This window comes from Pseudomonas flexibilis, from assembly GCF_000806415.1.
Taxonomy (GTDB): domain Bacteria; phylum Pseudomonadota; class Gammaproteobacteria; order Pseudomonadales; family Pseudomonadaceae; genus Serpens; species Serpens flexibilis.
Window position 1 is genome coordinate 1 of the sequence record NZ_JTAK01000009.1, and the last position, 21,950, is coordinate 21,950.

General features: G+C 64.1%; 21 protein-coding genes. 7 read left to right on the forward strand and 14 right to left on the reverse strand.

Annotated elements, in window-relative coordinates; translation table 11 throughout:
* Positions 1-174 precede the first annotated feature (174 nt).
* From PT85_RS16490 to gpmI, 4 genes are all read right to left on the reverse strand, one after another.
* Positions 175-936 (reverse strand): divergent polysaccharide deacetylase family protein, encoded by a 762-nt coding sequence (locus tag PT85_RS16490; protein WP_139182074.1) that lies wholly within the window; start codon positions 934-936, stop codon positions 175-177.
* A 67-nt stretch (positions 937-1,003) separates the two neighbouring features.
* Complete coding sequence (locus PT85_RS16495) at positions 1,004-2,323, reverse strand: S41 family peptidase (protein WP_039607271.1); 1,320 nt, start codon at positions 2,321-2,323, stop codon at positions 1,004-1,006.
* Positions 2,324-2,354: 31 nt separating this feature from the next.
* Positions 2,355-3,593 carry a murein hydrolase activator EnvC family protein gene (locus PT85_RS16500; protein ID WP_039562542.1) on the reverse strand — a complete coding sequence of 413 codons (1,239 nt, stop codon included), beginning with the start codon at positions 3,591-3,593 and terminating at the stop codon, positions 2,355-2,357.
* Between the two features lie 110 nt (positions 3,594-3,703).
* Positions 3,704-5,236 carry a 2,3-bisphosphoglycerate-independent phosphoglycerate mutase gene (gene gpmI, locus PT85_RS16505; protein WP_027590607.1) on the reverse strand — a complete coding sequence of 511 codons (1,533 nt, stop codon included), beginning with the start codon at positions 5,234-5,236 and terminating at the stop codon, positions 3,704-3,706.
* A 145-nt stretch (positions 5,237-5,381) separates the two neighbouring features.
* On the opposite strand from gpmI, the gene PT85_RS16510 reads away from it, so the two are divergent.
* Genes PT85_RS16510 through secB form a run of 3 tightly spaced genes read left to right on the forward strand, consistent with a single transcriptional unit; the run spans position 5,382 to position 6,532 of the window.
* A complete protein-coding gene (locus tag PT85_RS16510; RefSeq protein ID WP_027590608.1) occupies positions 5,382-5,795 on the forward strand; it encodes a rhodanese-like domain-containing protein in 414 nt (137 codons plus the stop codon).
* 1 nt (position 5,796) lies between these two features.
* Positions 5,797-6,057 (forward strand): glutaredoxin 3, encoded by a 261-nt coding sequence (gene grxC / locus PT85_RS16515; protein WP_027590609.1) that lies wholly within the window; start codon positions 5,797-5,799, stop codon positions 6,055-6,057.
* A complete protein-coding gene (gene secB / locus PT85_RS16520; protein WP_267882112.1) occupies positions 6,005-6,532 on the forward strand; it encodes a protein-export chaperone SecB in 528 nt (175 codons plus the stop codon). The genes grxC and secB overlap by 53 nt, the downstream gene beginning before the upstream one ends.
* 79 nt (positions 6,533-6,611) lie before the next feature.
* Here the strand turns inward: secB and PT85_RS16525 are convergent, their stop codons facing one another.
* Positions 6,612-7,106: a tRNA (cytidine(34)-2'-O)-methyltransferase gene (locus tag PT85_RS16525; protein WP_027590611.1), complete on the reverse strand. Its 495-nt coding sequence runs from the start codon at positions 7,104-7,106 to the stop codon at positions 6,612-6,614.
* On the opposite strand from PT85_RS16525, the gene PT85_RS16530 reads away from it, so the two are divergent.
* The gene (locus PT85_RS16530) at positions 7,105-7,554 is read left to right on the forward strand and encodes a hypothetical protein (RefSeq protein WP_039562546.1); all 450 of its coding nucleotides are present in this window, start codon (positions 7,105-7,107) and stop codon (positions 7,552-7,554) included. The two genes, PT85_RS16525 and PT85_RS16530, sit on opposite strands and share 2 nt — an antisense overlap.
* Before the next feature lie 400 nt (positions 7,555-7,954).
* Here the strand turns inward: PT85_RS16530 and ntrC are convergent, their stop codons facing one another.
* The 5 genes from ntrC to glnA all read right to left on the reverse strand — a co-directional run bounded on the left by ntrC (position 7,955) and on the right by glnA (position 13,309).
* The gene (gene ntrC, locus PT85_RS16535) at positions 7,955-9,391 is read right to left on the reverse strand and encodes a nitrogen regulation protein NR(I) (RefSeq protein WP_027590613.1); all 1,437 of its coding nucleotides are present in this window, start codon (positions 9,389-9,391) and stop codon (positions 7,955-7,957) included.
* Positions 9,388-10,467 carry a nitrogen regulation protein NR(II) gene (gene glnL / locus PT85_RS16540; RefSeq protein ID WP_027590614.1) on the reverse strand — a complete coding sequence of 360 codons (1,080 nt, stop codon included), beginning with the start codon at positions 10,465-10,467 and terminating at the stop codon, positions 9,388-9,390. Before glnL ends, ntrC begins: the two co-directional genes overlap by 4 nt.
* A 154-nt stretch (positions 10,468-10,621) precedes the next feature.
* Positions 10,622-11,209 carry a DUF4124 domain-containing protein gene (locus tag PT85_RS16545; protein ID WP_052237730.1) on the reverse strand — a complete coding sequence of 196 codons (588 nt, stop codon included), beginning with the start codon at positions 11,207-11,209 and terminating at the stop codon, positions 10,622-10,624.
* Complete coding sequence (locus PT85_RS16550; RefSeq protein WP_039562553.1) at positions 11,209-11,766, reverse strand: DUF4124 domain-containing protein; 558 nt, start codon at positions 11,764-11,766, stop codon at positions 11,209-11,211. The genes PT85_RS16545 and PT85_RS16550 overlap by 1 nt, the downstream gene beginning before the upstream one ends.
* A gap of 139 nt (positions 11,767-11,905) precedes the next feature.
* Positions 11,906-13,309 carry a glutamate--ammonia ligase gene (glnA, locus tag PT85_RS16555; protein WP_027590616.1) on the reverse strand — a complete coding sequence of 468 codons (1,404 nt, stop codon included), beginning with the start codon at positions 13,307-13,309 and terminating at the stop codon, positions 11,906-11,908.
* Between the two features lie 341 nt (positions 13,310-13,650).
* Between glnA and thiI the strand changes: the two genes are divergently transcribed.
* Together thiI and typA are read left to right on the forward strand one after the other, a co-directional pair.
* Positions 13,651-15,108, forward strand: a complete 1,458-nt coding sequence (gene thiI / locus PT85_RS16560) for a tRNA uracil 4-sulfurtransferase ThiI (protein WP_039607272.1) — start codon at positions 13,651-13,653, stop codon at positions 15,106-15,108.
* 146 nt (positions 15,109-15,254) lie between these two features.
* Positions 15,255-17,075, forward strand: coding sequence for a translational GTPase TypA (gene typA / locus PT85_RS16565; protein ID WP_027590618.1), 1,821 nt, complete (start codon positions 15,255-15,257; stop codon positions 17,073-17,075).
* 162 nt (positions 17,076-17,237) lie between these two features.
* Here the strand turns inward: typA and PT85_RS16570 are convergent, their stop codons facing one another.
* Positions 17,238-18,383 carry an extracellular solute-binding protein gene (locus PT85_RS16570; RefSeq protein ID WP_082013095.1) on the reverse strand — a complete coding sequence of 382 codons (1,146 nt, stop codon included), beginning with the start codon at positions 18,381-18,383 and terminating at the stop codon, positions 17,238-17,240.
* A 457-nt stretch (positions 18,384-18,840) separates the two neighbouring features.
* On the opposite strand from PT85_RS16570, the gene PT85_RS17855 reads away from it, so the two are divergent.
* A protein-coding gene (locus PT85_RS17855; protein ID WP_139182075.1) for an IS5 family transposase occupies positions 18,841-19,694 on the forward strand; the annotation gives its coding sequence in 2 pieces (ribosomal slippage) (positions 18,841-19,189 and positions 19,189-19,694; 855 coding nt in all).
* 87 nt (positions 19,695-19,781) lie between these two features.
* Here the strand turns inward: PT85_RS17855 and PT85_RS16585 are convergent.
* The 3 genes from PT85_RS16585 to PT85_RS17860 are packed head-to-tail and all read right to left on the reverse strand — an operon-like array spanning position 19,782 to position 21,613.
* Positions 19,782-20,264 (reverse strand): hypothetical protein, encoded by a 483-nt coding sequence (locus PT85_RS16585; protein WP_039607275.1) that lies wholly within the window; start codon positions 20,262-20,264, stop codon positions 19,782-19,784.
* Positions 20,261-21,319, reverse strand: a complete 1,059-nt coding sequence (locus PT85_RS16590; protein WP_052237732.1) for a calponin homology domain-containing protein — start codon at positions 21,317-21,319, stop codon at positions 20,261-20,263. Before PT85_RS16590 ends, PT85_RS16585 begins: the two co-directional genes overlap by 4 nt.
* Positions 21,320-21,322: 3 nt before the next feature.
* Positions 21,323-21,613 carry a YkgJ family cysteine cluster protein gene (locus PT85_RS17860; protein WP_074467552.1) on the reverse strand — a complete coding sequence of 97 codons (291 nt, stop codon included), beginning with the start codon at positions 21,611-21,613 and terminating at the stop codon, positions 21,323-21,325.
* Positions 21,614-21,950: the final 337 nt, after the last annotated feature.

Below are 21,950 nucleotides of genomic sequence, written 5' to 3' on the forward strand. Positions count from 1 at the left end.
GGCTCGGAGATGTTTATAAACGACAGCAGATCGTCTGCGCGGCGATGCGCAAGCTGCTGCACATCGCCTATGGGGTGCTCAAATCCGGCCAGCCCTTCGACCCCAAACTGGCGCTTGCGCGGTAGGGAGCAAGACGGTATCTACGTCCCCTGGACGCCCTTTTCGACCTCAATCCTACTGATACTGGCCGTTGCGCCCATGCGCCGGCATGGCCTGGTTGCCGCGCAGGGCAATCATCGGCGGCACGTCGATCCAGTCGATGCCCTGGGCGGCCAGTTTGGGCAGCTCGCGTTCCAGCACCGCCAGGGTGCTGGCGTGCGGGTGGCCGATCATGACCACGGAGCCCTCGCGGCGGGCGATGTCGAGGCCGCGCTGGAAGGCGGCGGCGACTGCTTCCGGGCGGCTGTCGTGATCCAGAAACAGATCGCGGGACAGACTGGCCAGCGCAATGCGCTGGGCGTTGGCTGCAGCCACGGTCTTCGGCGTGGTACGGCTGTCAACGAAGAACAGGTGGCGGCGCTGCAGTTCCGGCATGAGCACCTGCATGGCGGCGTCATCGGCCGTCATGCGGCTGCCCATGTGGTTGTTCAGCCCGCTGGCATGCGGCACTTCGCGCAGTGCCGCCTCCAGGCGCTCCAGCCAGACGAAGGGCGGTTGGTTGGGCAGCCACGCGAAGGCGCCGTCGGCGGGGGCCATGGGCATGTGCAGCATCACCGTGCGCCCGGCGCGGTGGGCATCGCGGGCCAGGCTGGTCGCGTGCGGCGCGTCCGGCAGTATGGCCAGGGCGACCGGGCCGGGCAGAGCCAGCACGCGCCGGTCGCGCTCCGGGTCATGGCCCAGGTCATCGATGATCAGGCTCAGGCGCACCGGCTGTGCTGCCTGGGTAACGGCCGCGAACAGCAGGCCGAGCGCGACACACAACGCGCGCCAAGGCATAGGAAACCTCATTCGTGACGGAATTGCCTCTGTATCGGCCGCCACGGCCGCCGCAACAGGCCGCCCATCACTGACCGCGGGTGATATTCAGCCCCTTGAGCAGATTCAGCGCCTGACCCAGCTGGTAATCCTCATCCTGCGGGCGTGGTGTGCGGACGGCCTTGCCGTTGCTGGGACGGTCTGCGCCGCCATTGCCGTTGCCCAGGTGACCAGCCAGATCGGCTTCCTTTACGCCGGCCATTTCGTCCTCGCGGGTCAGGCGCGCACGCTGTACCTCGATGTCGGGCACGATGCCCTGGGCCTGGATTGAGCGTCCGTTGGGGGTGTAGTACAGCGCGGTGGTGAGCTTCAGGGCGCGGTCGTTGTTGAGCGGCAGAACGGTTTGCACTGAGCCCTTGCCGAAGCTGTCGGTGCCCATCACCACGGCGCGGCGGCTGTCCTGCAGGGCGCCGGCGACGATCTCGGCGGCCGAGGCGCTGCCACCGTTGATCAGCACCACCAGCGGCACGCCCTGGCTGGCATCGGCCGGGTCGGCCGAGAAGCGCAGCTCGGAGTTGGCGATGCGACCCTGGGTGTAGACGATCAGCCCTTTCGTCATGAAATGGTCGGCGACTTCCACCGCCGCCTGCAGCACGCCGCCGGGGTTGTTGCGCAGGTCCATCACCAGGCCTTTCAGGGGCGCCTTGTTGTCCTTGCGCAGGCTGGCCAGGGCCTTGCCGACTTCCGCGCCGGTGTTGACCTGGAACTGGGTGATGCGCAGGTAGCCGTAACCGTCCTCGAGCATCTCGGTGCGCACGCTCTGCACCTTGATGACCGCGCGGGTCAGCGTCACGTCGAACGGCTGGCCGCCTTCGCGCACGATGGTCAGCTCCACCTTGCTGCCGGGCTTGCCACGCATCATGTCCACGGCTTCCTGCATGCTCATGCCCTTGGTCGGCTGGCCATCGATGCGCACGATCAGGTCGCCCGCCTCGATGCCGGCGCGCGACGCGGGAGTGTCGTCGATGGGCGAGACGACGCGGATGAAGCCGTCCTCCATGCCCACTTCGATGCCCAGTCCGCCGAATTCGCCGCTGGTGCTTTCCTGCAATTCCTGGAAGGCCTGCGGGTCCAGGTAGGCGGAATGCGGGTCCAGGTTGCTGAGCATGCCGCGGATGGCGTTTTCCAGCAGGGTCTTGTCGTCCACCGGCTCGACGTAGGCGCTCTTGATGCGGTCGAGGACCTCGGCGAAGGTGCGCAAGTCGTCCAGCGGCAACTGCGCGCGGGCGGCCGTGCTGGTGGACGGATCGGTGGGTGCGCTGCTCTGCGCGTGGGCTCCCCCTGCTGCCAGCGCCAGGCACAGGGCCAGGCTCTGTGTAGTAGTGCGGAAAATGGGGCGCTGCTGCATGGGGAAACTCCAGGTTTGCGGGATGGCGCGCTCAGCCTTGCGCGCGGCACCACTGGGCCGGGTCGCTCGGGCGACCTTGCTGGCGAATGGCGAAGTACAGCGCGGGAACGCTCTGCCCGCCACTGCTGCCGACGGTGGCGATGGTATCACCGGCGGCAACGATGTCGCCGGCCTCCTTGAGCAGCGCCTGGTTGTGGCCGTAGAGGCTCAGGTAGCCGCCGCCGTGGTCGAGGATCAGCAGCAGGCCGGCGCCGCGCAGCCATTCGGCGAATACCACCTTGCCGCCGTGCACGGCGCGCACCGGCTGGCCGGCCGATGCGCCGATCAGCACGCCGTCCCAGGTGGTGCGCGAGTCCTCACCGCGTGGCGCGCCGAAACGGGCGATCAGCCTTCCTTCCACCGGCCAGGGCAACTTGCCCTGGGCCTGTCCGAAGGGGCCGCCGTAATAGCGCACCGCGGTATTGCTCAGCCAGGGCGCCTCGTCGGCGGGTGCCTGGCGGCGCTGCTCGGCAAGCTGCCGCTGACGCGCGGCTTCCGCCTCGCGTTCACGGGCCTGGCGGGCCAGGGTTTCCTCGATGGTTTTGAGCACCTGCTGCAGCTCGGCCTGTTCACGCTGGCGTTCCTGCAGGCGGTCGGCGCGGTTGGCGCTGTCGCGGTTCAGGCGCGCCAGCACCTGCTGGCGTTCCTTGCGCACCTCGGCCAGGCGCGCCTGGCGCTCGCCCAGCGCCTGCTGCTGGCGGGCCAGGGCCTCGCTGTGGACAGTGCGCTGGCGCTCCAGCTCGCCCAGCTGTTCGCGGGTGCGGGCGTAGTCGGCCAGCTGCTCCAGGCGTGCCCGGTTCAGGTACTCGTAATAGGTCAGGGTGCGGGAGAAGGTGGCGGGATCCTGCTGGTTGAGCAGCAACTTGAGGGGTTCGGCGCCACCGCTCTGGTACAGCGAGCGGGCCTGCTGGCCGATCAGTCGTTGCTGTTCGCGGCGCGATTCATCGATTTTTTTTTTCTGCCGCTCGAGGTCATCAAGCTGCTTCTGGTTGTCGCCGGCTTCGCGGCGCAGGTCGCGGATCTGCTTCTCCAGCGCGCCCGCCTCGGTTTCCGTCTGGCGCAGTTGTTGCTGCACCTGGGATTTTTCCCGCTGCAACTGCTCGAGCATTTTCTTCAGCTCCAGCACTTCCTTACGGGCGGCTTCCAGCTGCTGCTCGGTCTGCACCTTGGAATCGGCGCCAGCGGGCAGCGCGAGGCAGGTCAGAAGGGCAAGGAAAAGGGCTCGGAACATGGAGGACACGGCACCTGGATCTGGGGCGTCAAGTATGCCTGCAAACGCAGCCTGAGCGGCAAGCCGGCGACGTAGCGGGCCGAGGGGGCAATCCCCCTCGGCCTTCCAGCTTAGTGCAGTTCGATGATGCTGGTGCCGGTCATTTCCTTGGGCTGCGGCAGGCCCAGCAGTTTCAGCATGGTCGGCGCCACGTCGGCCAATACGCCGCCTGCGCGGATGCTGACGTTGCGCTTGCCGACATAAATGAAGGGCACCGGCTCGCAGGTGTGGGCGGTGTGCGCCTGGCCGGTGACTTCGTCTTCCATCTGCTCGACGTTGCCGTGGTCGGCGGTGATCAGCGCTTCGCCGCCGACCTTGTCCAGTGCGGCGACGATGCGGCCCATGCATTCATCCAGGCATTCCACCGCCTTGACCGCCGCCTCGAACACGCCGGTGTGACCGACCATGTCGCCGTTGGCGTAGTTGACGATGATCACGTCGTAGCGCTGGTGTTCGATGGCGTCGACGATCCGGTCGGTGACTTCCGGCGCGCTCATCTGCGGCTGCAGGTCGTAGGTGGCGACGTTCGGTGAGGGGATCAGGATGCGCTCTTCGCCGGGGAAGGGTTCCTCGCGGCCGCCGGAGAAGAAGAAGGTCACATGGGCGTACTTCTCGGTCTCGGCGATGCGCAGCTGGGTCTTGCCCTGGTTGGCCAGGTACTCGCCCAGCACGTTGGTCAGCGGCTCCGGCGCGAAGGCACTCGGCGCGTCGATGCTGGCGGCGTACTGGGTGAGCATCACGTAGCCCGCCAGTTGCGGCACGCGGGCGCGGGCGAAGCCGGCAAAGTCCTTCTCGACGAAGGCGCGGGTCAGCTCGCGGGCGCGGTCGGCGCGGAAGTTCATGAACACCACGGCGTCGCCATCTTCCACGCGCACCGGTGCGCCAATCACGGTGGCCTTGACGAACTCGTCGCTCTCCTCGCGGGCGTAGGCGGCTTCCAGACCGGCCACGGCGCTGGCGGCCTGGAACTGGCCCTGGCCGTCGACGATCAGGTTGTAGGCTTGCTCCACGCGGTCCCAGCGATTGTCGCGGTCCATGGCGTAGTAGCGGCCGATCAGGCTGGCGATGCGGCCTTTGCCCAAGCGCGCAAAGGTGGCGTCGAGCAGCTCGATGGACGGCTGCGCGCTGCGCGGCGGAGTGTCACGACCGTCGAGGAAGGCGTGCAGATAGATGTGCTGGGCGCCGCGGCGGGCGGCCAGCTCGACCATGGCGACCAGATGGTCCTGGTGGCTGTGCACGCCGCCATCGGAGAGCAGGCCCATGATGTGCACTGCCTTGCCGGCGGTCACCGCCTTGTCCACGGCGGTGCAGATGGCTGGGTTCTCGAAAAACTCGCCGTCGCGGATCGCCTTGGTGACGCGGGTGAAGTCCTGATAGACGACCCGGCCGGCGCCCAGGTTCATGTGGCCGACCTCGGAGTTGCCCATCTGCCCGTCCGGCAGGCCCACGTCCATGCCCGAGCCGGAAATCAGCCCATGCGGCTGGGTGGCACGCAGACGGTCGTAGACCGGCGTGCTGGCCGCGTGGATGGCGTTGTACTCGGGGCGATCGCTGTGGCCGAAGCCATCCAGAATCATCAGAACCAGGGGTTTGGGCGTAGGCATGGGTCGACTCGCTCGGCGGCTGCACGTGGATGCGAAGGGCGGGGATTCTAAGCGCTGTAGCGCGCTGCGTCACGGCAGGGGCAGGGTGCCGCCCGCCAGGGGCCCTGTGTATACTGCCGGCATTTTACCGTCCGGGAACCTGTAGATGCTTGCGCAGCTGATTGAATTCGTCTCTAACCACTATGTACTGAGCACCCTGCTGGTCGTGCTGCTGATCCTGTTTGCCTTCAACGAGCTGAACAAGGGCGGCCGCAGCCTGAGCAACCGCGAGCTGACGTCGCTGGTCAACAGCGACCAGGGCCTGGTGCTGGATATCCGCGCCAAGAAGGACTTCGACGCCGGCCATATCGTCGGCGCCGTGCACATCCCCTACGACAAGCTGGCCACCCGCATGGTCGAGCTGGAGAAGCACAAGGACAAGACCCTGATCGTCGTGTGCGCCATGGGCCAGACGGCCGGTCCGGCGTGCGCCCAGCTGAAAAAGGCCGGGTTCACCGTGGCCAAGCTGGCGGGCGGCATGGGCAGCTGGCGTGGCGATAACCTGCCCGTGGTGAAATGACATGAACGACGTGGTGATCTATACCACCGCCTGGTGCCCCTACTGCATCCGCGCCAAGCAACTGCTGCAGCGCAAGGGCGTGGCCTTCAAGGAGATCGCCGTGGATGGCAACCCGAGCCTGCGCGCGGAAATGGCCGCCCGGGCCGGCCGCACCTCGGTGCCGCAGATCTGGATCGGTGAGCAGCACGTGGGTGGTTGCGACGATCTTCATGCGCTGGAGCGCGCCGGCCGTCTGGACGCGCTGCTCGCTCAACCTCAATGACAACAAGGCTCAGCCAATGACCGAACAAGCAACTCCGCAGTTCTCCCTGCAGCGCATCTACGTCAAGGACCTGTCCTTCGAAGCCCCGAAGAGCCCGGAGATCTTCCGCCAGGAATGGAACCCGAGCGTTCAGCTGGACCTCAACACCCGCACCAAGACCCTGGACAACGATTTCCACGAAGTGGTGCTAACCCTCTCCGTGACCGTGAAGACCGGCGAGGAAACGGCCTTCATCGCCGAAGTGCAGCAGGGCGGGATCTTCCTGATCAAGGGCCTGGACGCACCGTCCATGAGCCACACCCTCGGCGCCTTCTGCCCGAACATCCTGTTCCCTTATGCCCGCGAGGCGCTGGACAACCTGGTGACCCGTGGCTCCTTCCCGGCCCTGATGCTGGCGCCGGTGAACTTCGACGCCCTGTACGCGCAGGAAATGGCGCGGGTCAACGCCGAAGCCCAGGGTGCGACCCAGCAGTAAGGGTTTCGCTGAAGAAAAAAGCGCCTGCGGGCGCTTTTTTCGTTTATGCCCCGGCGGCAGTGGGCCGGGCACGGCACCTTCATTCGCCGCCGGCAAAGCCCTGCTGGCGCCAGGCCTCATAGACCGTCACCGCCACGGTGTTGGACAGGTTGAGGCTTCGGCAGCCCGGGCGCATGGGCAGGCGCACGCGCTGTTCGGGCGGCAGGGCTTCGCGGATCTCCGGGGGCAGCCCGCGACTTTCCGGTCCGAACAGAAAGGCATCACCGGGTCGGTACTGTACCGCATGGAACGGCTGCGAGCCCTTGGTGGTGAAGGCGTAGAGGCGCGGCGCATCCGGCTGGGCAGGCGCGCCGAGCGTCAGCCCGAGGCTGTCGAGGCAGCGCTGCAGGTCGGGGTAACGCTTGAGCGTGGCGAACTCGTGGTAGTCGAGGCCGGCGCGCCGCAGGCGCTTGTCGTCGGTCTCGAAACCCAGGGGCTCGATGAGGTGCAGGTGGCTGCCGCTGTTGGCGCACAGCCTGATAATGTTGCCGGTGTTCGGTGGAATCTCCGGCTGGAACAGGATGACGTGGAACATGCAGGACTCGGGACGCGAGGAAGGTGCGCATTCTAGCGCCGAAGTGGATCCGCGGCGGCGCGTCTGGCCGCGCTTTCTGCTGGGGCTGGCAGCCACCGGGCTGCTGGTGGGCCTGATGCTCGGCAAATGGCTTAGCCCGGGACCGGCCTACCTGCTGGAGGTGCGCGAAGCGCCGAATGGGCTGGTGCTGTGGTTCGATCGCGAGCCGCTGGCGCCGCGTCTGCAAACGCTGGATGGTGCGTTGCTGGTGCAGCTGGACGATGCCCAGGGCGCTGCCCAGGCAGGACGCCTGGCGCTGGACCAGGGCGAAGTGCGCTGGCGGTTGCGAATGGCGGATTCGGCGCTCCTGCTGTCCTTCGTCGCCACCCGGCCGCTGCGGGCCGAGTGGCGGGGCGAGGCGCGCGGCGGCCAGTGGCGCCTGGAGTTGCGCCTCGCTGGTGCGGAATAAAAGGGGGAGTCCCGGCCTGCCTAGTACCGAGGTCCCCAGAAACTGACGCAGGATATTAAGCAGAGAATGTGCCAGTTTCGTGACAGCTGGCATCGGCGCTGGATGCGCGAATGGCGCCGGGTTGTTGGTTCAGGCAGAAATGGCTTCGCACGCTTTGGGTGCATGGCGCGGGGAATGGCGCACTGCTGTAGACCTGTGGGACCGGCTTTACGCCGGCCGGCGAGGCCCGCATCTCGCACCTGGATGCCGTGCCTACGAGCGTCGACCGGCGTAAAGCCGGCCCCACAGGGGATACGGCGGGGCATCCGCAGGAGCGGCTTGGCCGCGATGTTTTTGAGGCGGGCCGCAGCCAGAAGCTTGCGACTGAAGTCGCTCCTACAAAAGCAAAGTTCGCACGAGCCTAGACCTCGTCCGCGTCATCCTCGTCGCCGCCGGCGACGTTCATGCCCAGTTCCTTGATCTTGCGCGTGAGGGTGTTGCGGCCCCAGCCGAGCAGCAGTGCGGCGTCGCGGCGGCGGCCTGCGGTGTGCTTGAGGGCGGTCTCGATCATGATGCGCTCGAACACTGGCACGGCGACATCCAGCAGGTTGCTCTGGCCGCGCGCCAGCGCCTGGTCGGCCCACAGGCGCAGACCCTGTTCCCAGTTGCCAGCGGGCTGCGGCTCCTGGTTCTGGCTGAGCAGCTCAGGCGGCAGCTCATCGACGTGCACCTCGCGACCGGAGGCCATCACGGTGATCCAGCGGCAGGTGTTCTCCAGCTGGCGCACGTTGCCGGGCCATGGCAGGTTGCTCAGGTACTCCTCGGTGTCCGGCTTGAGCAGCTTGGGCTCCACGGACAGTTCGCGGGCTGCGCGCGCCAGGAAGTGCCGGGCCAGCGTTGGAATGTCCTCGCGGCGGTCGGCCAGGCGCGGGATGTGGATGCGGATGACGTTCAGGCGGTGGAACAGGTCCTCGCGGAACTTGCCTTCTCGGACCAGGGTTTCCAGGTCCTGGTGGGTGGCGGCGATGATGCGCACATCCACCTTGACCGGCGTGTGGCCGCCGACCCGGTAGAACTCGCCATCGGCCAACACGCGCAGCAGGCGGGTCTGGGTGTCGGCAGGCATGTCGCCGATCTCGTCGAGGAACAGCGTGCCGCCATCGGCCTGCTCGAAGCGGCCACGGCGCTGGTTGGCGGCGCCGGTGAAGGCGCCCTTCTCGTGGCCGAACAGCTCGGACTCCATCAGGTCCTTGGGAATCGCGGCCATGTTGAGGGCGATGAACGGCGAATGGGCGCGCGGACTGTGGCGGTGCAACGCATGCGCTACCAGCTCCTTGCCGGTACCCGATTCGCCGTTGATCAGCACGGTGATGTTGGACTGCGACAGGCGGCCGATGGCGCGGAACACCTCCTGCATCGCCGGCGCCTCGCCGATGATTTCCGGGGTATGCGGCTGTACGGCCGGAGCGGCCTGGCTCTGTTGCTCGCGGGCGTGCAGGCTGGCGCGCTTGACCAGCGATACGGCCTCGTCCACGTCGAACGGCTTGGGCAGGTACTCGAAGGCGCCCCCCTGGTAGGAGGCCACCGCGCTGTCGAGGTCAGAGTGGGCGGTCATCACGATGACCGGCAGGCGCGGATGCTGGCGGCGGATCTGCGCGAGCATTTCCAGGCCACTGGTGCCCGGCATGCGGATGTCGGAAATGATCACGTCCGGCTGTTGGCGGCTGAGCCGGCCAAGCAGGCTGTCGGCGCTGTCGAAGCTCTGGGTGGTCAGGCCGCCCTGTTGCAGGGCCTTTTCCAGTACCCAGCGGATGGAGCGGTCGTCGTCGACGATCCAGACGGTTTCGCTGTGGCTCATGAGGGGGCTGCTCCTTGTTCCAGCGGCAGGCTGATGGAAAACACGGTATGCCCGGGCTGGCTCTCGCATTCCACCAATCCCTGGTGCTGACTGATGATGCTCTGGGCGATGGCCAGGCCCAGGCCGGTGCCGTCCGGGCGGCCACTGACCATGGGGTAGAAGATGGTTTCCTGAAGCTCGGGCGGAATGCCCGGGCCGTTGTCGATGATCTCGATGCGCACCGCCAGGCGGTGGCGCTGGTGGCCGATGGTGAACTGGCGCAGGGCGCGGCTGCGCAGGGTGATCTGCGGCGCCGGCTGGCGGCTATCGCCGAGGGCCTGCAGGGCGTTGCGGGCGATGTTGAGCACCGCCTGGATCATCTGCTCCTGATCGATCAGCACCTCGGGAATGCTCGGGTCGTAGTCGCGCAGCAGCGGCACGCGTCCCTGGCTTTCCGCCTCGACCAGGCTGGCGACGCGTTCCAGCACCTCGTGGATGTTGGCCGGGCGCAGCTGCGGCAGCTTGTTGGTGCCGAGCATGCGGTCCACCAGATTGCGCAGTCGATCGGCCTCTTCAATGATCACGTTGGTGTAGTCACGCAGCGCCTCGTCGGGCAGCTCGCGGGCCAGCAGCTGCGCCGCGCCGCGAATGCCGCCCAGCGGGTTCTTGATCTCGTGGGCGAGGCCGCGCACCAGCATCCGCGAGGTCTCCAGCTGGGATTGCTGCGCCTCTTCCTTGGTGATGCGCAGCAGGCGATCCCGCGGGTGTACTTCCACTAGCAGGCGGTTGCGACCGTGCTCGACGATGGGCGTGACAGCGTAGTCGACGGTCAGCGGCTGGCCGCCGAGGGTGACCAGGGTGGCCTCGCGCTTGGTGAACGGGTGCGCCTGTTCGACCGCCTGGCGCAGGGCGCCCAGCGCTTCCGGCGATTCGGTGAAGAGCTCGCTGATGAACTGCCCATGGCTGCGCTGCCCACTGACGGCCAGCAGCATCTCGGCGGCCGGGTTCATGTATTCCAGGCACAGCCGTTCGTCCAGCAGAAGCGTGGCGGTGTTCAGGTTGTCGAGCAGCAGCCGGTGTGGGGCGTCGTTGGACATGGCGATCGCTTATCTCGTTCGAGGCCTCGTAAAAATGCAAGAAGCAAACCAGCAGGCCCGAAAAGGGCGCAAATCGGCGCCGGCAAGCCTGATGGATGTGCATCGCCGGTCAGGTCGCGAATAATCATGCACCACGATGGTGCGCGATGCCTGTTTATGGTGCGGGTTTCGTCGGCGGGAGATGGCGGGGATTGCATTCGGGGCGCTTGCGATCCTCGCCATCCGCCGCGCAGGGCCGCAGTCGGCGCTTTTGGATCAGCGAGGGGCGCTGGATATGGACGATCTGTTCGGCGCTGGCGGCCAGCACGCGTTCCGTTTCATCGATGATCTGTGCGACCAGTCGATGGCTGCCGCGGTCCAGGTTGCGCAGCTGCAGGCCGGACTGCGGCTGACCATCGAGCATCAGCCGATAGGCATGGCCGGGCAGCAGCGGCGGCTCGCTGCCCAGTTCCACCCGCAGGTCGCCGGAAACGTCGGGATGGGCGGCGTCCGGGCGCGGGGAAAGGATGGCCAGGTGCCGATAGGGCGAGCGTTGCTGCGTGTGCAGGTTGGGTGTCGTGGTGGGCGCTGCGGGTGCGGACAGCGCGGGCATCCGGTTGATGGGACGCGGGGCCAGCGGTTGTGCGCCATCGTGGGGCGGGCGGTCGCTGAACATCAGGGCGCCGCTGGCGTCGCGATAGCTGTACACCTGGGCCAGGGTGATCCCGGGCAGCAGGGCCAGTAACCAGAGAGTGTGACGCATCAGGGGGCGGGCCGGTTTGGGGTCGGACGGGGCGGGGCTGGTCGCGCCGGGCTGTTCACGCTGATGCGCTGCACCGTGAAGGTCAGTGCATCGCTTTGCTGAATCGGCCGGCCGCGGGCGTCCAGCACCTGCACCACCAGGCTGTGGGTGCCGCGGTCGGCCTGGCGGACTGTCAGGGGCGTGCCCTGGGTCGCGGGTCCGTGCGGATTGCCATCCAGCAGCAGGCGCAGGCTGTGTCCCCGGAACAGCGGTGGCTCCACGGCGACCTCGACATCGAAGGTGCCGTTGTTGGCGCGCAGTGCCTCGTCATCCGGCAGGTTGATGATCTCCAGCCGTGCGTAGCGCTGGGTTGTTGGCAGGGCGGGGCGCTCGGCGGGTGTGCTCGGCGCAGGTGGGGCGATGGGGGTGAGGGGCGACGGTTCGACGCGCTGGGCGGGCTGCCCTTGCGGCGGGCGGTCGCTGAACACCGTGCGGCCCTGTGCGTCGGTGTAGCGGTAGATCTCGGCGGCGGCCGGTGCGGCCAGCAGGCCGAGCAGGCAGGCGGTGAACAGGCGCATGGGGCATCTCCACGGATTCGGGACAAGCCTTGCACCGGCAGGCGGGACTGGCAAGGACGCCCGGCGCGGAATGTGGTGGAGATAAAACAAACCCCCGCGCGGCAGGGCCGGGCGGGGGTTCGTCATGCCGGGGAGGCGATCAGACGCTGTAGTACAGGTCGTATTCCAGCGGGTGCACGAAGGTGCGCACCTTGATCTCTTCCTCGGACTTCAGCTCGATGTAGGCATCGATGAAGTCGTCGGAGAACACACCGCCCTTGGTCAGGAAGGCGCGGCCCTTGTCCAGCTCTTCCAGGGCTTCCTTCAGGCTGCCGCACACCTGCGGGATCTGCTTGGATTCTTCCGGCGGCAGGTCATACAGGTTCTTGTCGGCGGCGTCGCCGGGGTGGATCTTGTTCTGGATACCGTCCAGGCCGGCCATCAGCAGGGCGGCGAAGCACAGGTAGGGGTTGGCCGCCGGGTCCGGGAAGCGCGCCTCGATGCGGCGGGCCTTCGGGCTGGTGACGTACGGGATACGGATGGAAGCGGAACGGTTGCGGGCCGAGTAGGCCAGCATGACCGGGGCTTCGAAGCCCGGGACCAGACGCTTGTAGGAGTTGGTCGACGGGTTGGTGAAGCCGTTCAGGGCCTTGCCGTGCTTGATGATGCCGCCGATGAAGTACAGGGCGGTCTCGGACAGGCCGGCATAGCCTTCGCCCGCGAAGGTGTTCTTGCCATCCTTGGAGATGGACATGTGCACGTGCATGCCGGAGCCGTTGTCGCCATACAGGGGCTTGGGCATGAAGGTCACGGTCTTGCCGTAGGCATCGGCGACGTTGTGCACGCAGTACTTCAGGGTCTGCACTTCGTCAGCCTTGGCGACCAGGGTGTTGAACTTCACGCCGATTTCGTTCTGACCGGCAGTGGCCACTTCGTGGTGGTGCACCTCGACGACCAGGCCCATTTCTTCCAGGGCGTTGCACATGGCGGTACGGATTTCGTGGTCGTGGTCGACCGGCGGTACCGGGAAGTAGCCGCCCTTCACGCCCGGACGGTGGCCCTTGTTGCCGCCTTCGATGTCGGCGTCGGTGTTCCAGGAAGCCTGCTCGGAGAAGATCTTGAACATCGAGCCAGAGATGTCGGACTTGAACTTCACTTCGTCGAAGATGAAGAACTCGGGCTCCGGACCGACGAACACGGTGTCGCCGATGCCGGTGGACTTCAGGTATTCCTCGGCGCGGCGGGCGATGGCGCGCGGGTCGCGATCGTAGCTCTGCATGGTGCTCGGCTCGATGATGTCGCAGACCAGGATCAGGGTCGGTTCTTCGGTGAAGGGGTCGAGCACGGCGGTGCTGTCGTCGGGCAGGAGGATCATGTCCGAGGCCTCGATGCCCTTCCAGCCGGCGACGGAGGAACCGTCGAACATCTTGCCATGCTCGAAGAAGTCGTCATCCGCGTCGCGGGCCGGCATGGTCAGGTGCTGCTGCTTGCCTTTGGTATCGGTGAAGCGCAGGTCAATCCACTTCACATCGTGTTCTTTGATCAGTTGAAGCGACTTCGACATGGTGTCCTCCAGGGGAATCGATCTGGGGGTTCGCCAACCAGGCTGACGCCCCAGGGGATAGGTGATGCCGGGGCGGGATCATCCGTCAGGGCAACCTGCCTCACAAGGGAGCAATTAGTGTGCCAGCGCACCCGAATGCACCGGAGTTGGCGGGTGGCGCGGTTCTGATGCGCTTTCCGCGCCTGCGCACGCACGATAAACGCACCAAGCTGGTGCGCCCCGTAAAGGTCCGGCGCAAATTGGTGCGGCCCATGGGCCCCTGCAAATTCTTGATCAAGGGGTGAGCAATTTCCGGTATACTCCGCGCCCCTCTTTTTCGGCCCTTCCCGCCAGCGTTCTTCATGAAACTCATCGTCAAGCCCTTCGCGGAAATCACCATCAAGAGCCGTCCGGTGCGCAAGCAGTTCATCCGGCAGCTGGCCAAGAATATCCGCGCGGTGCTGAAGGACCTGGACCCGGCCCTCAGCGTCGAAGGCGAGTGGGACAACCTGGACGTGATCACCGCCGTCCAGGATCGCCGTGTGCACCAGGCTATGTTCGAGCGCCTGCGCAACATGCCAGGCATCGCGCATTTCCTCGAAGTGCATGAATACCCTTATGTGGACTTCGACGACGTCTTCGAGAAGTGCCGCGAGCACTATGGCGATCAGCTGGCCGGCAAGCAGTTCGCCGTGCGCTGCAAGCGTGCCGGCAATACCCACGATTTCACCTCGGTGGAGCTGGCCAGCCATGTGGGCAGCCGCCTGCGCCGCGAGTGCGGCGCAGCGGGTATCGACCTGAAGCATCCTGATGTCGAGGTGCGCTTCGAGGTGCGCTACGACCGTTTGCTGATCATCCATGCGCAGCACGAAGGCCTGGGCGGTTACCCGCTGGGCTCGGTGGAGCAGGTGGTGGTGCTGATGTCCGGTGGCTTCGATTCCACCGTGGCCGCCTACCAGATGATGCGCCGCGGCATGCTCAGCCACTTCTGCTTCTTCAACCTCGGCGGCCGCGCCCACGAGCTGGGGGTGATGGAAGTCGCCCACTACCTGTGGGAAAAATTCGGCCGCTCGCACCGCGTGCTGTTCGTCAGCGTGCCATTCGAGGAAGTAGTCGGCGAGATCCTCGGCAAGGTCGACAACAGCCAGATGGGCGTGGTGCTCAAGCGCATGATGCTGCGCGCCGCCAGCCAGGTGGCCGAGAACCTGCACATCGACGCATTGGTGACCGGCGAGGCGATTTCCCAGGTGTCCAGCCAAACGCTGCCGAACCTGTCGGTGATCGATTCGGTCACCGACACCCTGGTGCTGCGCCCGCTGATCGCCGCGCACAAGCAGGACATCATCGACACCGCCACGCGCATCGGCACCGCCGAGTTCGCCAAGCACATGCCCGAATACTGCGGCGTGATCTCGGTGAACCCGACCACCCGTGCCAAGCGCAGCCGGGTCGAATACGAGGAAAGCCAGTTCGATATGGCCATCCTCGAACGGGCCATCGAGCGCGCCCGTTTCGTGGCCATCGACAAGGTCATCGACGAACTCGGCCAGGATGTGCCCGTGGAGGAGGTCCGCGAAGCGCTGCCCGGGCAGATCGTGCTGGACATCCGCCACCCGGATGCCGCCGAGGACGAACCCCTGCAGTTGCCGGGCGTCGAAGTCAGGGCCATGCCGTTCTATGCCGTCAACAGCCAGTTCAAGGATCTCGACGCCAATCGCCAGTACCTGCTGTATTGCGATCGCGGCGTGATGAGCCGCCTGCATGCCCACCACCTGCTCAGCGAGGGGCATGCCAATGTGCGCGTTTACCGTCCGGCCTAAGCAGCCGGGCCTGTTCGGTGGCAGCATTCGCCACCGCCCTCCCGACCTGTCCTGAACCCTGTTGATCTGGCCTCCGCTCATGTCGAGCGGGGAGAACGCCTTCAGACGGGGGGCCGCCTGCCCGCCGTTTACATCGAGATAGAACCGTGATCGAAAAACTCCGCAACATCGCCATCATCGCCCACGTCGACCATGGCAAGACCACCCTCGTCGACAAGCTGCTGCGCCTGTCCGGTACCCTGGACCGCAAGGAGCTGGAAAACGAGCGCGTCATGGACAGCAACGACCAGGAAAAGGAACGTGGCATCACCATCCTGGCCAAGAACACCGCGCTGAAATGGAATGACTACAACATCAACATCGTGGACACCCCCGGCCACGCCGACTTCGGCGGTGAAGTCGAGCGCGTGATGTCCATGGTGGATTCCGTGCTGCTGGTGGTCGACGCCCAGGACGGCCCCATGCCGCAGACCCGCTTCGTGACCCAGAAGGCCTTCAAGGCCGGCCTGCGCCCGATCGTGGTGGTCAACAAGATCGACCGGCCCGGCGCGCGTCCGGACTGGGTTGTCGACCAGATCTTCGATCTGTTCGACAACCTGGGCGCCACCGACGAACAGCTGGACTTCCCGATTGTCTACGCCAGCGCCCTGAACGGCATCGCCGGTCTGGACCATGAGAACCTGGCAGACAACATGGACCCCCTGTTCCAGGCCATCGTCGACCACGTGCCGGCGCCCCAGGTCGACCTGGACGGCCCGTTCCAGATGCAGATCTCCCAGCTGGACTACAACAGCTTCCTCGGCGTGATCGGCGTAGGCCGCATCAAGCGCGGCAAGATCAAGGCCAACACCCCGGTGGTCGCCATCGGCGCCGACGGCAAGAAGCGCCAGGGCCGCATCCTGAAGATCATGGGTCACTCCGGTCTGCAGCGTGTGGAGGTGCCGGAAGCCGAAGCCGGTGACATCGTCTGTGTGTCCGGCATGGAAGAGCTGTTCATCTCCGACACCCTGTGCGACATCAACAACGTCGAGGCACTGCCGCCGCTGACCGTCGACCAGCCGACCGTGAGCATGACCTTCCAGGTCAACGACTCGCCGTTCGCCGGCAAGGAAGGCAAGTTCGTCACCAGCCGCAACATCAAGGATCGCCTGGAGAAGGAACTGCTGCACAACGTGGCGCTGCGCGTCGAGCCGGGTGATTCTCCCGAGAAGTTCAAGGTTTCCGGTCGCGGCGAACTGCACCTGTCGGTGCTGATCGAAACCATGCGCCGTGAAGGCTTCGAACTGGCCGTTGGCCGTCCGGAAGTGGTGATCATCGAGAACGAGGCCGGCGAAAAGCAGGAGCCCTACGAGAACGTCACCATCGACATCGAAGAGCAGCACCAGGGCCCGGTGATGGAACAGATGGGCCTGCGCAAGGGCGATCTGACCAACATGATGCCCGACGGCAAGGGCCGTGTTCGCCTGGAGTACACCATCCCGGCGCGTGGCCTGATCGGCTTCCGCAATAACTTCCTGACCCTGACTTCGGGCACCGGCATCCTGACCTCGACCTTCAGCCACTACGGTCCGATCAAGGCCGGCGAAGTGACCAACCGCCAGAATGGCGTACTGGTTTCCATGGCTACCGGTACCGCGCTGACCTACTCGCTGGAAACCCTGCAGGCCCGCGGCAAGCTGTTCCTCGAGCCCGGCCAGGAGATCTACGAAGGCCAGCTGTGCGGTATCAACAGCCGCGACAACGACCTGGTGATCAACCCCACCAAGGGCAAGAAGCTCGACAACATGCGTGCGTCCGGCAAGGACGAAGTCATCGCCCTGGTGCCGCCGATCAAGTTCAGCCTGGAACAGGCGCTGGAGTTCATCGACGACGACGAGCTGGTGGAAGTGACGCCGAAGTCGATCCGCCTGCGCAAGAAGTACCTGAACGAAAACGATCGCAAGCGCTTCGAGCGCAGCAAGGTCTGATTCGGCCAGGGCTGAAATGAAAAACCGCCGGTAGCGATACCGGCGGTTTTTTTATGCTTATTGGCAAGGGCGGATCTTCGTGGCGCTGGCGTTCAGGCGCGATGTTTTGCCCATGCCCCATGCCCCATGCCCTGCGCAAGCCGCGCCACTTTGCGCGAGTACTCAATCCCGCGCGCCCACTGCCAGGCCTTCTTCGCTTTGGCCCACGAACGCAGCCCAGGAGTCGCTCACGTCCTGCCGGCGCTCGCCCGCGCCGATCGGCAGGCTCACCGACTTGCCGGCGCCGACCGGGCGCAGATTGCGCCAGCCCGCCTGGTCGCCCTTGGCGCGCACCAGGCGACGGTTCACCGATTTGTACGGCGAGTTGTACTGCACATGCTCGGCATTGCGGTAGGCGATCTCCGGCCGCGACATGAACTCGATGAAGCGCCAGGCCTGCTCGGCCATTCGCGACTTGGCCGGCACCACCAGGGCATCGACATACAGGGTACTGCCCTCGTCGGGGATGAAGAACTCCAGGCGCGGATGCGCACTGAGCATGGCGCGGGCATCGCCCTCCCAGGCCATGGCGATGCACTGGCGACCGGCAGGGACGTCCTCCAGATAGGCCAGGTTATCCACCTTGTTCAGGTGCGGTCGCAGATCGACCAGGGCTTGCTGGAAGGCATGCAGGTCGCGTCCGGAAGGCCGCTCGGCCAGCGCGCCGCGCCAGTTCATCCAGATGGTGAAGAACTCCGCCCGAGCATCCAGGATGGACGCGCCACAGCTGGACAATCGCGCCAGGGTTTGCGGATCGAGCAACAGGCCCCACGAGGTACCCGGTGCATGGCCGAGCGCCTGCGCGACGCGTTCGCGATCCATGACGATGCCGACGCGGCCCCAGAGATAGGGCATGGCGTAGCGCCGACCGGGATCGGTGCTGCTCAAGCGGCTGAGGATCAGCGGATCGATGTCTTCGTACATCGGCAGCGAGCGTACCGCGATGGGCTTCAGCAAGCCGTCTCGGATCAGGCCTGGCAGGTAATGACTGTCCGGCACCAGCACATCCGGCGGGAACTCCTGACGCAGCAAGGCATCGGCGTCTTCATCGGTTTCGAAGGTGCGGTAGTCGACCGGGATGCCGGTTTCCGCGGTGAACTGGGCGACCAGATCGGGATGGATATAGTCGTTCCAGTTGGCGACCACCAGAGCCGGGGAGGCGTGGGCGGGCGCGACCTGCAACTGGATCAGAAGAGAAACGGCCAGGATCGCCGGGCTGCGCACGCGCAACCGGCATGAACGGGTAACACGGAAGAATGCTGCCAACATCGACGTTCCCTCTTGTCTGGCTGCGGGAGGCCGGCAATCCAAGCCGGGCGGGAACACTAGCGCGCTCTAATGGCAGTTAGCCATTATCTTTGGTCGAGGTGCGGCATTGTGGCAGGGGTGAGGCATCGGTTTGCTGTGTGTAAGGGTTGGCTTGGCCAGCAGTTCCGAGATTGCTGATATAAGCGGCCCAGCAACCGCGAGCAGCAAAGGCGATCTGACCAACATGATCCTCGATGCCAAGGGTCCTATCCGTCTGGAGTAAACTATTCGGCACGCGGTCTCGACTTCCGCAATAGCTTCCTGATCCCATTCTTCAGTCACCCGATCAACGCCGGCGAATTCATCAAGCGTCAGGACGGAATGCTGATGTCCAGGAGTATTGGTACCAGGTTGACCTAGGTTCTGTACGAAAAGTCCGAACGGGTAGAATCGATGCCATGAAAGGCTGGAGACCCGCATGGCAAAGCGTTACGAACTTCCCGATGCTGCTTGGGAGCTGATCGCGGATCTGGTTTCCCCCGCGCAGAAAATGGGACGCCCCCGCAGCGATGATCGCTTGATGCTCAATGGCATCTTCTGGGTCCTGTGCTCGGGCGCAGCCTGGCGAGACCTGCTAGAGCGCTTTGGCCCTTGGTCGACGGTGTATCAACGGTTTCGTGACTGGCGCGATGACGGCACATTCGAGCAGGTTCTTGAGCGGTTACATGTTCGCTTGAACCAGGAGGGTCTGATTGATCTGGATACCTGGATGATCGATTCGACAGCGGTGAAAGCAACCCGAGCCGCGTCTGGCGCCGGGAAAAAAGGGGGCCTGAAGAACCGGTAGACCATGCCTTGGGACGCAGCCGGTGTGGCCTGACCACCAAGATCCACATGGTCTGCGATGCCAACGGCATTCCACTGCGCTTTTTGTTGTCCCCGGGGCAGGCCAGCGACATCTCGAATGCTCAGGCGGTACTGGATCAGGTACGCATCCCCGGCAAACCGGGGCGGCCTCGTAAGCGCTGCCGCTGGTTGCTGGCGGACAAAGGCTACGATGCCGAACACCTGCGCCAATACCGCGACCGTTATCGGATGCAGCCTGTGATTCCGCTGCGGAGCATGAAGCGCAAGGCCAGGCCGGGATTGCCCCGGCTGTTCGATCGGCCCAAGTATCGACAACGCAACATCATCGAGCGGATGTTCGGCTGGCTGAAGGAAAGCCGCAGGATCGGCACCCGCTACGACAAACTGGCAAGAAGTTTCGCCGCCATGGTCACATTGGCTTGCACGCTGCGGTGTCTACGGCGGTACTTTTCGTACAGAACCTAGTCGCTGAAGACCCTGCTGGAGGTTCTTTACCGGACCGTCGCCAAAGCAAACGGTCCGGTAAGTACCGCGTTGATCTTCTGCCGCTGGCTATTCAAGCCGGATAACGAAATCCTTGGTACCTAGCGCCTGCTGCATTTCCTGGACGCTTTTGAAAGGTGAACTTTGAATAACATTCACCATGGAGTTCAAGGCGGCGTTTACCAGCTCTGGACGATTTTCTGCTAATGCCTGATCCAGGGCCTGAAACTGCTTCTGCAGTACGGCGGCGCGTTCCTGGAATGTAAACCGTATCATCTCGGACATGATCTCCCGCTGATGCTGCATGGCAGCGAGCGCCACGTCCCGCTTTGCAATGATATCGGTGCGGCGCGTCTGCTCTTGCTCGGCGATTTTCAAATAGTCCGTAACCTGGCCTACCAGATCAGTCACTCCGCTCACTACATGAACCGGGAGGCCGCTCATTGCCTTCGCCAGATCTGTGGCGGACGAGCTGGTGGGAGCCCCCTTTCCGGACTTCTTGGATCCCGCGGCTGCGAAGAATTTTCCTGCGCTCATGAATAGCTCTTTCATGCGGTTGCCTCGATGATCTGGTAGGCGTCTTGCACCAGTTTCTCGCTCTCTTCACTAACAAGGCCGCTGTCGTCGATGATCTTAACCTTCAGCAGACCGTACAGCCCGTAGCCAAGCAGGGTAAAAATCGAGTACGTATTTTTTTCGGTATCCGAAAAAAGGTTGAAGTCAATGAAGTGTTGCTTCTTTCGAGTGATCTTCATCCAGATTCGCTTGAAAATTCCGATGTTTTGGTAGTGGAAATTGATGATTTCCTCGATGGAGTCGATGGCTTTCTGCAGCCGTATATTCAATTCGTGGGTGACCGAGCCCACCTCGAGTACGCGTTGTTCAATCGAGCCAAGAACCACAATTCCGCTCTCGATTTGTTCAATGGCCTCGCGAATTTCGGCTTCATGCATTGTGGCTTCGGTGAGCGCGCGTTCGGACTTTTTGGCCGCAGCGTAACCGAGCGCAGCGATCATCGGGCCAGCAATGGCGCCGCCCAGCACCATGGTGCCTCCCGCCATGCCGAACCCTCCAGAAGCGAGCGAGCCACCGCCCAGCCAGGCCAGTGTGGCGTTGGTGGCGGCTGCACCGCTCAAAGAGCTGATCGCCGTACCGGTCGAGGCGACTCCGATTGAGGTGGCCAGGCCCCCCGCACCGATGCCCGTGAGAACACCTGAAGAGATGGCAGTCGCTCCATCCTTGAGTAAGTCGGCAGCCCGGTAAGCGCCCACTTGGATTTCGTTCAGGTCTGGAGGAGCGACTTCGACCTTTCGACTGTCCAGGGTGATATTTTTGTACGCTACGTTGTTGATCTTTTTGCACAAGTCCACAAAACGGCTCATCGAGTCGCTTTCTACTTGGAGGCGCAGGCGGCCAAGCTCTTCCAGATAGTTGGAAAGATCGTTTTTCTGGGCTTCGAGATGCTCCTTCGCGCTCTCAAAATCTTCTGTAGCGCTCCGGACCATATCCTTTGCTGCGGAATAGTTTTTCTTAGCGTCGATGCCTTTCTTAGCTCCGAATACACCAGCCGCAAGCGCGGCTCCGCCAATGATGAATGGAATAGGCATTTCTTACTCCTGAATTGCTATTCTGAATGAAGTGTTTAGGTTGCTTTGAAGTTGCAAAGAGTTGCAAGCTTCGGCGTTGGCTTTGTAATACTCATTCAAGGTCAGGAATTTGGAGAAATGAATGTATGATTTATCAATCCTGCAAATTTCCGGTCTTGCTTCGTAAATACTGCATTTCCTATTTTGGAAGTTGTAATGCCTGCAGACTCCATCTCCTCTGTCTAGTGAAGACGTGAGTAGACTTTTGTCGACGTGCTTACAGCAGAGTCCACATTGGGTGCAAGGAAACGTCATATAGTGCTGCCAGATTTTTATTCGTTTTTTGAAGAGTGATGGTTAGCCGGGCTTTCGATTAACTGGTCCGGGTATAAGTGCTCCTGGCGGAACAGTAGACTTTCTGTGGTAGGTCTCCGGCTTGGCAATCATTTTGGGTGATGGCATGGTGATATCTATCTTGTCTGCAGTCAATATCTTAATGCCATTGCTCGTCAGTGACTCAGCAAATGCCTCGATTGCTGTATCACGATGTCCGGCTGGATTGGCATGGTCTGTACCAGGATCGCGACTCAGGCGCCGCCGTTACGCTCCTCTTCACGCTTCAACGCGGTGAATTTCTAGGTAGGGTTTGTAG